This is a genomic window from Klebsiella sp. (assembly GCF_027492335.1).
Classification (GTDB): Bacteria; Pseudomonadota; Gammaproteobacteria; order Enterobacterales; family Enterobacteriaceae; genus Klebsiella; species Klebsiella huaxiensis.
Map to the genome: position 1 here is coordinate 1 of NZ_JAPUEW010000084.1, position 13,609 is coordinate 13,609.

General features: G+C 55.3%; 12 protein-coding genes. 7 read left to right on the top strand and 5 right to left on the bottom strand.

Features of this window, described 5'->3' with window-relative positions; translation table 11 throughout:
- Positions 1–488 precede the first annotated feature (488 nt).
- Complete coding sequence (gene phnR / locus QVF11_RS24485) at positions 489–1,208, bottom strand: phosphonate utilization transcriptional regulator PhnR (RefSeq protein ID WP_142513468.1); 720 nt, start codon at positions 1,206–1,208, stop codon at positions 489–491.
- A gap of 140 nt (positions 1,209–1,348) precedes the next feature.
- On the opposite strand from phnR, the gene phnW reads away from it, so the two are divergent.
- From phnW to QVF11_RS24510, 5 genes are all read left to right on the top strand, one after another.
- Entirely contained in the window at positions 1,349–2,452 is a 1,104-nt protein-coding gene (gene phnW / locus QVF11_RS24490) for a 2-aminoethylphosphonate--pyruvate transaminase (protein ID WP_287859974.1), read from the top strand.
- A 9-nt stretch (positions 2,453–2,461) separates the two neighbouring features.
- Positions 2,462–3,271: a phosphonoacetaldehyde hydrolase gene (phnX, locus tag QVF11_RS24495; RefSeq protein ID WP_287859977.1), complete on the top strand. Its 810-nt coding sequence runs from the start codon at positions 2,462–2,464 to the stop codon at positions 3,269–3,271.
- A gap of 270 nt (positions 3,272–3,541) precedes the next feature.
- Entirely contained in the window at positions 3,542–5,581 is a 2,040-nt protein-coding gene (locus QVF11_RS24500) for a beta-galactosidase (RefSeq protein WP_287859981.1), read from the top strand.
- Positions 5,582–5,598: 17 nt separating this feature from the next.
- Positions 5,599–6,456 (top strand): arabinose operon transcriptional regulator AraC, encoded by an 858-nt coding sequence (araC, locus tag QVF11_RS24505; RefSeq protein ID WP_287859984.1) that lies wholly within the window; start codon positions 5,599–5,601, stop codon positions 6,454–6,456.
- Positions 6,457–6,687: 231 nt separating this feature from the next.
- A complete protein-coding gene (locus tag QVF11_RS24510) occupies positions 6,688–8,004 on the top strand; it encodes an MFS transporter (protein ID WP_287859986.1) in 1,317 nt (438 codons plus the stop codon).
- 42 nt (positions 8,005–8,046) lie between these two features.
- On the opposite strand, the gene nepI is transcribed toward QVF11_RS24510, so the two are convergent.
- The gene (gene nepI / locus QVF11_RS24515) at positions 8,047–9,234 is read right to left on the bottom strand and encodes a purine ribonucleoside efflux pump NepI (RefSeq protein WP_112216096.1); all 1,188 of its coding nucleotides are present in this window, start codon (positions 9,232–9,234) and stop codon (positions 8,047–8,049) included.
- Between the two features lie 394 nt (positions 9,235–9,628).
- Between nepI and QVF11_RS24520 the strand changes: the two genes are divergently transcribed.
- Positions 9,629–9,952 carry a helix-turn-helix domain-containing protein gene (locus QVF11_RS24520; RefSeq protein WP_287859989.1) on the top strand — a complete coding sequence of 108 codons (324 nt, stop codon included), beginning with the start codon at positions 9,629–9,631 and terminating at the stop codon, positions 9,950–9,952.
- Between the two features lie 24 nt (positions 9,953–9,976).
- Here the strand turns inward: QVF11_RS24520 and QVF11_RS24525 are convergent, their stop codons facing one another.
- Entirely contained in the window at positions 9,977–10,504 is a 528-nt protein-coding gene (locus QVF11_RS24525; protein WP_142465549.1) for an SRPBCC family protein, read from the bottom strand.
- A gap of 102 nt (positions 10,505–10,606) precedes the next feature.
- Positions 10,607–11,059: a DUF1198 domain-containing protein gene (locus tag QVF11_RS24530; protein ID WP_112216093.1), complete on the bottom strand. Its 453-nt coding sequence runs from the start codon at positions 11,057–11,059 to the stop codon at positions 10,607–10,609.
- Between the two features lie 105 nt (positions 11,060–11,164).
- Between QVF11_RS24530 and QVF11_RS24535 the strand changes: the two genes are divergently transcribed.
- Positions 11,165–12,070, top strand: a complete 906-nt coding sequence (locus QVF11_RS24535) for a LysR family transcriptional regulator (RefSeq protein WP_112216091.1) — start codon at positions 11,165–11,167, stop codon at positions 12,068–12,070.
- A 46-nt stretch (positions 12,071–12,116) separates the two neighbouring features.
- Here QVF11_RS24535 and uhpT read toward each other — a convergent pair whose 3' ends face one another.
- Positions 12,117–13,508 (bottom strand): hexose-6-phosphate:phosphate antiporter, encoded by a 1,392-nt coding sequence (uhpT, locus tag QVF11_RS24540; protein ID WP_004126843.1) that lies wholly within the window; start codon positions 13,506–13,508, stop codon positions 12,117–12,119.
- Positions 13,509–13,609: the final 101 nt, after the last annotated feature.

A 13,609-nucleotide genomic window follows, 5' to 3' on the forward strand; every position in this document is an offset into this window, starting at 1 on the left:
TGTCCGGGCTACCAAACCAGCAGGCTGCTCGATCCCGTAGCCCGGTCAGCGTAGCACCACCGGGAAGCATGATGCAGAGGATTTCAATGCGAAGGCGAATCCCGGAGGCGGCGCTTGACGCGCCTGTCCGGGCTACCAAACCAGCAGACTGCTCGATCCCGTAGCCCGGTCAGCGTAGCGCCACCGGGAAGCATGATGCAGAGGATTTCAACGCAGAGGCCAATCCCGGAAGCGGCGCTTGACGCACCTGTCTGGGCTACCAAACCAGCAGACTGCTCGATCCCGTAGCCCGGTCAGCGTAGCACCACCGGGAAGCATGATGCAGAGGATTTCAATGCGAAGGCGAATCCCGGAGGCGGCGCTTGACGCGCCTGTCCGGGCTACCAAACCAGCAGGCTGCTCGATCCCGTAGCCCGGTCAGCGTAGCGCCACCGGGAAGCAGCAGTGCCGATGTATCAGGTCCGGCGCATTCCCCGAAGGCGGTGCAATCAATGAGTATCGACTTCGATACGCAGGCTATCGTGACGCCAGTACTCGATATCGTAATCGAGAATTCGCCCGTGCTGATCATAGTTGAGGCGGCGCAGCAGCAGCGCCGGGCGCCCTTCCATCACTCCCAGCGCTTCGGCGGCCTGCGGCGGCATTGAGGTTGGCCAGAACGACAAATGCATGCTGGTATATATCAGGTCATAGTAGGCCTGATAAATCTCAGTCAGGCTGCCGTTAAGATCGTGGCGCAGCAGCTCCGGAACTCTGGCGGGCAGACAGTGGTTTTCACAGTAGCAAATTGCCCGCCCGTCGGCATGGCGCAGACGAGTGAGCAGGTAAACCTGGTCAAACGGTTGTAGCGCCAGCGGTGTCATCACATCCAGCGGAACCGCGGCTAAACGCCCGTCCAGCAGCACCGTTTTCGGCTCCCGCCCCTGCTCCAGGCACAGCTTATGGAAGTTGGTATTCTGCGTTGGATCCAGCCACAGACGCTCCGGCGTGACGAACCAGCCGCGTCGGTCGGCGCGGTAGATTACGCCACTGGCTTCAAGCTGTGCCAGGCTCTCGCGCACCGTAATTCGGGTCGTGTTGAACAGCGCGCACAGTTCGCGTTCGGACGGCAGCTTATCGCCACTCTTCAGCGCGCCGTTTTGAATGCGCACCTGAAGCTGCGCCTTGATCAGCAGGTACTGCGGGGTCTCGCCAGAGGGTGATTTCATGTTCGCTCGCGGCTAAATTTGATGCGGTCATTATACATAACCAGATGAATTTTTTGTTGCAGCACCACTTTCCCTTTGACCTTTTCAGGCCGCGATCGTCATTATAAAAAATATCTGGTATAGACCAAATGGTGAAAAAGATGACCACCCGCAATTATCTGCTGCTGACCCCCGGCCCGCTGACCACCTCCCGTACGGTAAAAGAGGCCATGCTTTTCGATAGCTGTACCTGGGACGACGACTACAACCTTGGCGTGGTTCAGGCCATCCGCCAACATCTAGTGGAACTGGCGACGCCAGCCGCGGGCTACACTTCGGTGTTGCTGCAAGGCAGCGGTAGCTACGCGGTTGAGGCGGTGCTTGGCAGCGTTATCGGCCCTCAGGACAAGGTGCTGATTATCAGCAACGGTGCCTACGGCGCACGGATGATCGAGATGGCGGAGCTGATGGGCATTGCTCATCACCCGTACGACTGCGGCGAAGTCTCTCGACCGGACGTGGTGGCGATCGAACAGATCCTGCAAACCGACCTGGCGATCACGCATATTGCGATGGTGCACAGTGAAACTACCACCGGGATGCTTAACCCGATTGAAGACGTTGCAGCATTGGCGAAACAGTACGGCAAACGTTATATCGTCGATGCCATGAGCAGCTTCGGCGGCATTCCCATGGACGTTGCCGCGTTGAATGTTGATTACCTGATCAGCTCCGCCAACAAATGCATTCAGGGGGTTCCTGGATTTGCGTTCGTTATTGCCCGGGAAGCCGAACTGGCAACCTGCAAAGGCCGTTCGCGCTCGCTGTCGCTGGACCTCTACGCCCAGTGGCGCTGTATGGAAGATAACCACGGTAAGTGGCGTTTTACCTCACCGACCCATACCGTCCTGGCCTTCGCCCAGGCGCTGAAGGAGCTGGAAGAAGAAGGCGGCGTGAGCGCGCGCCATCAGCGCTACAGCACGAATCAGCGGCGTCTGGTGGCGGGAATGCGCGAGTTAGGTTTCCAACCGCTGCTCGACGATAGCCTGCACTCGCCAATCATCACCGCATTTTACTCCCCGGACGCCCCGCAGTATCGCTTTAAGGATTTCTATCAGCAGCTCAAAGAGCAGGGGTTTGTGATCTACCCCGGCAAGGTGTCGCAGAGCGACTGCTTCCGCATCGGCAACATCGGCGAAGTGTACGACGCCGACATCACCGCCCTGTTGGCGGCCATCAAAAATGCCATGTACTGGCAATATTAAGGAACCGGCATGAACCGTATTAATGCCGTTATTCTTGATTGGGCTGGCACCACCGTCGACTTTGGCTCTTTTGCACCGACGCAGATTTTCGTTGAAGCCTTTTGCCAGGCCTTTGATGTGGAAATTACCCTTGAAGAGGCGCGGGTGCCGATGGGCCTCGGAAAATGGCAACACATTGAAGCACTGGGAAAACTTCCCGCCGTGGACGCTCGCTGGCAGGCTAAGCTTGGCCGCGTGATGAACGCCGCCGATATTGATGCTATCTATGCCGCCTTTATGCCACTGCAAATTGCCAAAGTCGTTGATTTTTCCGCACCGATAGCCGGGGTTATCGACACAATTGCCTCGCTTCGGGCTGATGGCGTGAAGATTGGTTCCTGCTCCGGCTACCCGCGTCCGGTGATGGAAAAACTGGTTCCCGCAGCAGCAGCGCAAGGCTATGCGCCAGACTATTGGGTGGCGACGGACGACCTCGCCGCCGGAGGACGTCCCGGTCCGTGGATGGCGTTACAGAACGTGATTGCTTTAGGGATCGATGCGGTTGCCCACTGCGTCAAGGTCGATGATTCCGCGCCGGGAATTACCGAGGGATTAAACGCCGGGATGTGGAGCGTGGGACTGGCGGTTTCCGGCAACGAGTTCGGTGCCACCTGGGAGGAGTATCAGCAGATGACCGCCGAAGAGATCGCCACCCGCCGCGAGCATGCCGTCGGGAAGCTGTGCGCCGCCGGAGCGCACTATGTGGTGGATACGCTGGCGGATTTGCCTGGCGTGATTGCCGCCATCAACGCCCGTCTGGCAAACGGCGAACGTCCGTAGACTTCACCATCTTTCCCCGGGCGGCATAAACGCGTCGCCCGGCGGTATCTTGTCACCCTCGCGATAACTCCCCGCTGTTCTCATACCGAAATCCGGTTTTTTTTAGCAAATATGACCATCCTGTAATACCGATCACACTTTACTGCTGGCAACGGATTTGTTCAGGAAAGACAGCCGGATCATTAAGCTTTTTTCTCCACGCCCGGAATATATTAACCCTATTCCAGTCACCAGCATTGGCGAATAACGAAACCACGGAGAAAGCTAAATATGGCAGGTCTTTATTATGGTGTGGCCTATTACGATGAGTACATTCGTGAGGAGCGCCTGGAAAAAGATATCGAGATGATGGTTGCCGCTGGCATTAACGTTGTCAGAATTGCGGAATCCACCTGGAGCACGCTGGAGCCTGAAGAGAATACGTTTAATTTCTACCATATCGATCGCGTGCTCGACGCCATGCACCTTGCGGGGATCTCCGTTATTATCGGCACGCCAACCTACGCTATCCCGGGCTGGCTGGCGCGCAAGCACCCGGATGCGCTGGTCACCACGCCAGGCGGTCATGAAAAATATGGCCGCCGGCAGATTATGGATATTGTTAACCCGCATTTTCTTCAGCATGCCGAAAAGGTTATTCGCGCTCTGCTTAATCATGTTCACCATCATCCGGCTATTATTGGCTATCAGGTTGATAATGAAACAAAGCATTATGACAATACTGGCGAATATATTCAGTCGGCATTTAAAGCATCATTGAAAAAACAGTTCCCGGATATCCGCCAGATGAACGATGCCTTTGGGCTTGAGTACTGGAGTAATCGCATTGATTGCTGGGAAGATTTTCCCCCGGTCGCCAGCACCATCAACGCCAGCCTCGGCTGCGCGTTTGCCCGCTTTCGTCGGGAGAAGGTCGCGGAGTATCTGGCCTGGCAGGCCGATATCGTACGGGAATACGCGCGGCCAGAGCAGTTTGTTACGCAAAACTTCGATTTTGAATGGCGCGGTTATTCTTTTGGGCTTCAGCCGCAGGTCGATCATTTCTCTGCCGCGCAGGCAATGAGCGTTGTCAGCGTCGACGTTTATCACCCAGGTCAGGATCATCTTAGCGGACGGGAAATAGCCTTCAGCGGCGATGTGGCGAGAAACCTGAAAAATGGGCGTAACTATTATGTTATGGAGACGCAGGCCCAGGGTTTTGCCAAATGGACGCCGTGGCCCGGCCAACTACGCTTGCAGGCATTCAGCCATATCGCCAGCGGCGCCAGCATGGTTTCTTACTGGCACTGGCATTCCATCCACAACTCCTATGAAACCTACTGGAAAGGGCTTATCAGCCATGATTTCGCCCCGGGCCCTACTTACCAGGAGGCGATGACTATCGGTCAGGAGATGGCTCAGTTGTCCGGCGTTCTTAACGAACTGCGCGTGGAAAACGATGTCGCGATTCTGGTCAGCAATGATGCGATGGAAGCCATGAACTGGTTTAAACCCGATACGCCGCAGCCCGGGCTGAACAACCACGGTCATTACGTTTACAACGATATCCTGCGACGGTTCTGGGATGCGCTTTATGACAATAATGTCGCGGTGGATATCATCAACACTCTTGAACCGCAGAACAGTCAATACAAGGTCGTGGTTATCCCGGCGCTCTACTGTGCAACCGACGAGCAGCTTGAGCGTATTAATCAGTTTGTTGAAAACGGCGGCAAAGTGCTGATTGGCTTTAAGTCCGGATTTTGTGATGAGAATGTCAGGGTGCGTACTGAAACCCAGCCTGCGATTCTGAATAAATGCTGCGGCGTCAGCTATAGCCAGTTCGTCATTCCAGAAAACGTGGGGCTTCGGGCCGAAGCAGAGACGTTGATTTGCGCCCCTGATGAACGCCCGGAAATGTGGATGGAGCTGCTGACGCCGAACACTGAAAAGACCGCCGTTCTGCTGCGTTATGACCACCCGGTCTGGGGAAAATATGCCGCTGCCACGCTGTCGAATTACGGTAAAGGACAGGCGCTCTATGTCGGCTGTCTGCCCTCCAGCAAGGTAATATTTGACCTGTTTAGCGCGCTCTCATCAGATACGGCGCTGGTCTCCTCTACGCCAGAGTATCAGTGGCCGCTGGTTGTTCGCCGCGCCGTAAACAACCGGGGCGAGGCGGTGCAATTTATTTTCAATTATTGCGCCACGCCTGCAACAATCCGTACTGAGGCCGAAGTGACGGAACCACTGAGCGGGAAGCGGTATCATCAGGGAGAACGCGTTGAGATTGATGCCTGGGGCATGCGGTTGTTTGTAAAATCACGGTAATTTTCGCGAGGTGGTGTATGTGTTTTACCTTTGATGCGTATCTGGTGGCTGGATTTACACCGGTTGTCCGCAGCGGTCCTCTCGATACCCCGATAGACCGTCCGGACGGAATGGAAGGGTATATTATTAATATTACCGTGAGGGGAAAAGCGTGGGTAAAAACCAAAGAAGGCACATATGTTACCTGCGAAAAAAATGACTTACTCATTTTTCCACCCGGCGTGCCGCATCATTATGGGCGAGATGAAACCAGCGACTGCTGGGATCATTTCTGGATTTATTTTATTCCGCGACCATATTGGCATAATTGGCTCACCTGGCAAGGTAGCGAAGGTGAACCTGGCAAACTTACGTTAAAAAGTGAGCACGATGGTGAATTAATGAAGACGCTGTTCAGCGAGGCGATTACCTTCTTTTCTGAAGGCGACGCGCTGTCAGAAGCGATATCAATGAACGTTCTTGAACGTATCATCCTGAATTGTTATCGACTACAGGAAGATACGCAGAAGAAAACGCGCGATGCCAGGGTGGAAGAGGTCTGTCTCTATCTGAACCGGCATATCACCGAGGATTTGAGCATCGCCGACCTCGCCGCGCAGGTCTGCTTGTCGCCGTCTCGTCTGTCCCATCTGTTCCGCGAAGAGACCGGGCAGACCATTAATGAATGGAAAGAAGAACAGCGGATATATCGCGCCAAAAATATGCTGCAAAATACCGTGCTGTCTATCTCTGATATTGCACAATTAAGTGGATATAACGATGCCTTTTATTTCTCAAGAGTTTTTCGTCGCCACTGTGGGGTCTCTCCTCGGCGATACAGAAATAATTATATCAAGCTTATTCCGGATAAAAGCAGCAACTCCAGTGGCACTTGAATTTTAATATACCCTAAATAATTCGAGTTACAGGACAAGGCACTTGTGCCTTGAACAGCGCTTGCGCTGGCCCCGAAGGGGCGAGGCCATAGGCCGAGTAACGCGGCAAGGGAGTGAATCCCGATGAGCTTACTCTGGTAAGTGATTCGGGTGAACGAGCGCAGTCAACACACCTGCAACTTGAAGTATGACGGGTATAAACACTACCTTTAAAATAAAAGGTTTACTCTAATGAACACGAATAGCACCGATAAAACCATTAATTTGGGTGGGTGGTCTGCGTCAGTCAGTAATGAAAAACAGCCGAAACCTCCTGTACTTTTAGGTCTTGCTGTCGGAATCGGCGCGCTGCTGTGGCTGGCCCCATTTATGGGACTCAATTCCGTTCTGAATCCGGCCAAGCTCAGTCGAATTATCGGCGGGGGTTCAGAGGTTAATAATTTTCTTGCTCTGCTTGGCACTCTTGGCGCGGTCACCTCAACGATTACCACCATTATTATCGGTGCGCTGTCTGACCTCACGCGCTCCCGCTGGGGCCGCCGGACGCCGTGGATTTTATCCGGCTCGGTCCTGACCGCCCTGGTGATGGTGGGGCTGGGAATGATTGAAACCAAAGAGCAGCTGTGGATTTTTATCCTTCTCTGGTGCTTATTACAGACCTTTATAAACTTTGTCGTTGCACCGCTGATTGCCGTCATTGCTGACCGCATCGCGCCAAAACACCGGGGGTTAATTTCCTCCATTTATGCCGCAGGTTTTATCATCGGTCAGTACGGTGGCCCGGTGGTTGGCGGGTTCTTTCTTAGCGATAGCAACCCAGGCCTGGTCGATACGGGTTATTACGTTCTGGCGGTAGCAATGCTGCTCTCCGGCCCGATTGCGGCAGTCATTATCAAAGAGCCATCCAGCCTCAGCATGCCGCGGCAAAAAATCGACCGCAGCAACTTTGCCCAGTACTTTATTTTTCCGGTACGCAATGCGCGCGACTTTTACCTGGCGCTGTTTGGCAAGATGCTGATTGCCATCACCATTACCGCTTTTAGCGTTTATCAGCTCTTTTTCCTGACCAGCGGAATGGGGCTCAATAGCGCCGATGCCGGGAAGTATATCTCCCTCGCCGGTGTCGCCACGATGATAACCGCGCTGATCTTTGCACCTATTTCCGGCCCGATTTCCGACAAACTGCGCACCCGCAAAAAACCGGTGTTTCTCGCCGCCGTGTTGATTGCTGCAGGCACAGTTATCCCGTTTATTTACGGGCAGCCCGCCGCGATGATCTGGTACGGAGTTATTGCGGGTATTGGGTCGGGGATTTTCTTTTCGGTCGATCAGGCATTGAATCTGGAGGTGCTGCCTAATCCCGAGAATTCAGCGAAAGACCTCGGCATCCTGAATTTTGCCAATACCGGTGCGCAAATTCTGGGGCCCGTATTAGGCGCAATTTTGTTTAGCGTGGTGGGTAACCAGTATCTGCCCATCCTGCCTATTCTGGCCGTTATCGCGCTGGCAGGTGGGGGACTGATTATGATGATAAAACAGGTAGATTGAACGTTATCCCCCGGCGAGCGCTGCGCCGTCGGGGGCAAATATTTATGATGAAATCCGCACTTTGGTCGCCACCAGTAACCCGGTAAGCAGCATCAAAGTACCGGAAATCACCAGCGGCGACAGCAGGCCGAGATGGTCCAGCGCTACGCCGCCGACCGCCGCGCCGCAGGTATTGGCTAACTGGATCACCGCCACCTGAATCGACCCGGCTTTCTCTGCCTGATCGGAAAGGGAGCGGGTGATCCACGTTGACCAGCCTACCGGCACCAGCGCGAAGGCAAAGCCCCAGATAACCGCCACCGTCGACGATACAATTTTACTCTCTCCCCACAACACCAGCACCGCCGCGCTGATGGTCAGCACGATTGGGGCAATCGCCAGCGCCGCTTTTACTGAACGTTTGAGCAGCATGGAAGAGAGTGAGGTGCCGACAAAGCTGGCGATACCGAAGCTCAGCAGCACCAGCGTCAGGCCGTCAACGTCAAAACCCGCGAGGGTCATATACACCGGGCGAATATAGGTAAAGAAGGCAAACTGACCGGCGAAGGCCATAAAGATGGCGCACATCCCGGCCATCACACCGGGACGTTTCAGCAGGCCGAGCATATTTTGCTGCTGCGACGACGACTCGCCCGGCAGCGAAGGCAGCGCCTTCAGCACCCAAATCGTACAGACCACGCCCATGACCGCCGCGGCGTTAAAAACGTTACGCCAGCCGATAATCCCGCCAAGGAAGCTGCCCAACGGCGCGGCGATCACTAATGCTATCGACACTGCACCAAAAATTACCGATAGCGCTTTGGGCACCACGCGCATCGGCACCAGCCGCATGGTCAACGACGCCGACATCGCCCAAAAGCCGCCCAGCGCCAGGCCAAGGCAAGCACGCCCCACCAGCAGTAACGCAAAGCTGTTGGCAAAGGAGACCAGCAGACAGGAGACAGTCAGCAAGACTGAAAACAGAATCACTACGTAGCGGCGGTCGGTGCTGCGAATAATCGAAGTGATAAACAGGCTGGCAAACATCGCCACGAACGCGGTGGTGGTGACTGATTGCCCGGCGACGCCTTCAGAAATACCCAGATCCTGCGCCATCGGCGTGAGCAGGCTCACCGGCAGGAATTCTACGGTAATCAGGCAGGCAACGCAGAAGGCCACCGCGAAGACCGCCGACCAGTTTGGCCGCTCTGCCGGGCTAGCGTGTGGCGTGGATGCATTCGAAGGAGTCATAAGTTACCTGCAGGGTTGAATACGGAGAAGCCGCGCAGTGTAACATTTTAAATGTGACGAATTTAACGTTTTGACAACTTTTCAGGCTTTTCAAAGCGCTTGCGTGGCTGCTCGTATACCGGAAAAATCATTCTTTTAGGTGTTCAGATGAGTAAAAATAAGGAGTAATATAGCACCTAGTGCTACATATCAAGACTAATAACATACCTGTTTGAGATACTGTGCTCGCATTTTCGCCGGGTGGCGGCTAACGCCTTACCCAGCCTACAAAATCCATCGCTTCCTGTAGGCCCGCGCAAGCAAAGCGCCGCCGGGCAATTCCAGAGGCATGCACTTTATCAGCAATTTAAATATAGCCCGTTGTGCGATATTTAAGAATTGGTGGAGATTTGTCATGATTGCAAAAACTAAATTCAAAAGCCCGGCTTTTGAAGCTATCCATAGCGCCGCTGCGGGTTTGTACAGTGTTGATGCCATTCCACAGGAGACAATGCGCAGCTTCGATGAAGCCTGTCTCAGCAACGTGAGCGATCTTCAACCTGATGAAATTAAGGCTCTGCGGGAGCATTTCAACGTCAGCCAGCCCGTTTTTGCGCGCTATCTGAACACCAGCGTTTCCGCGATCCAAAAATGGGAAAGCGGGGCAAAACGCCCCGGTGGGCTGGCGCTGAAATTACTCAATATCGTGCAAAAACATGGGCTGGAGGTGCTGACGTAATGGATCCCTCCGGGCCACTATCGATTATTTAGCCTTATGCGCCGCTGTCACCAGACCGCAAATCCACTCCTGATGCCCATTAATCATCGGATTGGGTACGGTGCGCGCCAGCTCCTGCGCCGGTACGCCTTTCTGCGACTCCTGGGTCAAAATACGCACCCGCCCGCCAGGTAAATCCTCAAACAGCCAGGCGTGGATCACGTCGAGGCGCGTAGTCTCATCGCCTTCCGCCCAGCCGTGCCAGGCCACGCGCGCTGCTTGTCCGGCGACCGGTGGAACGTACTCGGTGACCTGTGCTTCAATCGGGAAGCCGAAAGTGGAGAAACGAAAGCGGGCGTTGGCGCTCAGTTTCGGGCCGCTGCCGTCGTGAAAACGGATATCGGCGACGTTGCTGTAGTAACCCGGCCAAAGGGTGGTATCGTCGAGCTGCGCCCAGATTTGTGCCGCCGTCAGGCCGCTGACGATGATTTCGTTGGAAGCGAAGTTATCGGTGGTGCCCGGCAGGTAATCTTGCGGCCAGATGATGGCGCTTTGTTGCGATGGCTGTTGCATGGTGAACCTCGTCAGTGTGTGTTTTAACGAGGTCAACTATGCGCCGCAGAGTGATATAAATCGAATCACCATCTTTTATAAACATCATTAAAAATAGTGATATCAGTGTAGCCAGTGGACGCCATCTTCCGGTAAAAACAGCGTGTTATAGCGTTCTTGCAGAGCATGCAGCTCGCTGATTTCCGGCTCCAGCTCGCGGAGGAAACCTTGCGCGAGGCGGATTTGCGCTTCGGTAATCGGTGCTGCAAGGCGGGCCTTTTGCATCAACCGATACCAGTAGTGCAGGTTTTGCTCGCTGCCGTCAACGATCCCCACCTGCCAGATAAGCAGCACCTGAGCGGCATTTTGCAGATGCGCTTCATTAGGCCGCTCAAGGTAGCGCAGATACTCGTGACCGGCGGTTTTTCCCAGCTGATCGATCATCGATTCCAGCGGCACCGGCGTAATCCCTAATCGTTCGCTCAGACGGCGAATTGCACGGCGTGAATCAGAGGTAAGCACCCGAAATCCCACAACAAATACCACTATCAGCGTGGCCAGTCCTAACCAGATCATGCATCCTCTCACTTAATCGCAGCCCCACTATCATAATGGGAATTTGCCAGCTGTCGACTGCCGGACGTACCATAATGTGACTTATCGCGGCTGCGGACAGTTATCATGAAATCTGATATCAGAAACCTCGATCTTAACCTGCTGAAAACGCTGGATGCGCTGCTCGATGAACGCAGCGTCACCCGGGCGGCGGCGCGGCTTTCGCTCACCCAACCGGCGGTGAGCGGTATGCTGACCCGGCTGCGCGAAGCCTTTAACGACCCGCTGTTTATCCGCGCCCCGCACGGGATGGTGCCGACCCTGCGCGCTCAGGCGCTGGCCTCGCCGGTTAAACAGCTATTGACTGATGCCGAAGCCCTGCTGCAGCCCGCCGTTTTCGAACCGCTCAATGCCGATTTCACCTGGACTATCGCCGCCACCGACTATGCGCTGAAAGCGGTGATCGTGCCGTTTATCGCAGCCCTGAAGCCGCTGGCGCCGGGCATCCGCGTGCGCATTATTCCGGAATCGCCCGCCACGCTGTTCGCTCAGACCGAACGCGGTGAAGTGGATATCGCGCTGCTGACGCCGCATTCCACGCCGCCGGATCTGCACAGCCGGGCGCTGTATCAGGAGGAGTACGTGTGCCTGATGCGCGCAGATCACCCGCAGGCTGCCGCGCCGCTGACCCTGGATTTATTCTGCGAGCTGGAGCATGTGCTGGTCTCCTGGCAGGGTGATAGTTTTCGCGGCGTGACCGATGATGCGCTGGCGGCGCTGGGTCGTTCCCGGCGAGTTGGGCTGTCGGTGAGTAGTTTTCTGGTCCTGCCGGAGGTGCTGGCGGTCAGCGATATGATTGCCGTAGTGCCGCGTCGGCTGGCGAAGATGGCGTCAGGGATGAAAATCGCCCCGCCGCCGTTGGCGATACCCGGTTTTACCAAAAGCATGGCCTGGCACGAACGCAGCCATCGCGACCCGGCGCAGCAGTGGCTGCGGGAGCTGTTGCACCAGACGGCCCAGCAGGAAGCATAAAAAAGCCCGGCGTAAAGGCCGGGCAAAGTGACTCACACCCAATGACTCAGGCAGTCTGCAAAGTTTGTGTCTTTTTCTGGCGGCGGATTTTACGTTCTTCAAAGACCGCGACGATAGCCATCAGGCAGATACAGCCGATAGCCGCCGCATCCAGCGCGGCAAAGGTGCCTGCCCAGCCGGTGAGGCCGAAAATCGGCGTACCGTCGGCAATCATCCCAAGACCGAGCTTGGCGAAGCTGTCGCCGATCAGATAGGCGAAGGTGCCTTTAATCCCATCGGCAGCGCCAATGGCTTTTTTCGGCACAAAGCCCACGGCGGCAACGCCGATCAGTAGCTGCGGGCCAAACACCAGGAAGCCAAGAGCAAATAGCGATGCCAGGTAGACGTACTGGTTGCTGGCGTGCTGATAAACCCCAAGGGTGGCGATAATCAGCGCCAGCGCGACGCAGGCCACCAGCGCGCGGCGTCCGTTCGCCAGGTCCGACAACCAACCCCACAGCAGCGTGCCGACCAGCGCGCCCACCTCAAACAGGGTAAAGCCCTGAATTGCCACTTCTTTAGAAAGCTTCAACTCCTGGAAAGCGTAGACGGTAGACCACTGGTCAATACCGATGCGCACCACGTACAGGAAGATATTGGAGAAGCACAGCAGCCAGATGACTTTGTTCTTCAGCACGTACTCGACGAAGATCTGCCATTTAGTCATGGCGTTTTCTTCTGTCTCTTTGTCTTCTTCGCTGATCTCTTCGCCAAACAGTTCTTCGGCGTTGCCGAGGCCGTAGGATTCCGGGGAGTCGCTACCAAAGCGCAGGCCGATAAAACCCACAATCAGTGCGATAATCGATGGGAAGATAAACATACCGATGACGTGACCGTCGAACAGGTAGTTGGCACCAAACAGCGCCACTCCCGCTGCGCCCGCGCCGCCGAGGTTGTGGGATATATTCCAGAAGCCAAGGAAGGTGCCGCGCTTACGGCGAGGCGTCCACTTGGTAATGGTCGAATAGCTGCACGAGCCGCCGGTACTCTGGAAAAAACCGCTCAGGGCGTAGAAGGCGATCATCAGGAACAGGCTGGTCGACCCCGCGCCCATGCTGGCGCTGAAGCCAAGCATACAGATGGCAGAGAGGATCAGCATAAACGGCAGGAACTGCTTGGTGTTCTTACCGTCAGCGTAGTAGGAGACCAGCGTTTTACCTACGCCGTAGGTGATGGAGAAACCGAGGCCAATCATCCCCAACTGCGTCATGCTCAACCCATAGGTGGAGATCATGTCGTTCTGCGCGATGTTAAAGTTCTTGCGGATCAGATACATGGTCAGGTAGCCGATGAAAACCACCAGGTACGACTGCATGAACGGTTTGAACCACATTTTGCGCCGCGCTTCGAGCGGCAGATCCAGGGTCGGCTTGCGCACCTGGTTTAGAAAGGCCAGCATTTGACACTCCCGAGCTAATTTTTATACCTGCGAATGGCAGGCATTGTAAAAATCAGCCAGGAGACACGCCTGAGACAGCGTCCAGGCGAAACCGGGAAAAT

Bases quoted from the DNA above. Each gene is read 5' to 3' on its own strand.
- phnR (WP_142513468.1), bottom strand. From the start codon at position 1,208: ATGAAATCACCCTCTGGCGAGACCCCGCAGTACCTGCTGATCAAGGCG.
- phnW (WP_287859974.1), top strand. From the start codon at position 1,349: ATGACCACCCGCAATTATCTGCTGCTGACCCCCGGCCCGCTGACCACC.
- phnX (WP_287859977.1), top strand. From the start codon at position 2,462: ATGAACCGTATTAATGCCGTTATTCTTGATTGGGCTGGCACCACCGTC.
- QVF11_RS24500 (WP_287859981.1), top strand. From the start codon at position 3,542: ATGGCAGGTCTTTATTATGGTGTGGCCTATTACGATGAGTACATTCGT.
- araC (WP_287859984.1), top strand. From the start codon at position 5,599: ATGTGTTTTACCTTTGATGCGTATCTGGTGGCTGGATTTACACCGGTT.
- QVF11_RS24510 (WP_287859986.1), top strand. From the start codon at position 6,688: ATGAACACGAATAGCACCGATAAAACCATTAATTTGGGTGGGTGGTCT.
- nepI (WP_112216096.1), bottom strand. From the start codon at position 9,234: ATGACTCCTTCGAATGCATCCACGCCACACGCTAGCCCGGCAGAGCGG.
- QVF11_RS24520 (WP_287859989.1), top strand. From the start codon at position 9,629: ATGATTGCAAAAACTAAATTCAAAAGCCCGGCTTTTGAAGCTATCCAT.
- QVF11_RS24525 (WP_142465549.1), bottom strand. From the start codon at position 10,504: ATGCAACAGCCATCGCAACAAAGCGCCATCATCTGGCCGCAAGATTAC.
- QVF11_RS24530 (WP_112216093.1), bottom strand. From the start codon at position 11,059: ATGATCTGGTTAGGACTGGCCACGCTGATAGTGGTATTTGTTGTGGGA.
- QVF11_RS24535 (WP_112216091.1), top strand. From the start codon at position 11,165: ATGAAATCTGATATCAGAAACCTCGATCTTAACCTGCTGAAAACGCTG.
- uhpT (WP_004126843.1), bottom strand. From the start codon at position 13,508: ATGCTGGCCTTTCTAAACCAGGTGCGCAAGCCGACCCTGGATCTGCCG.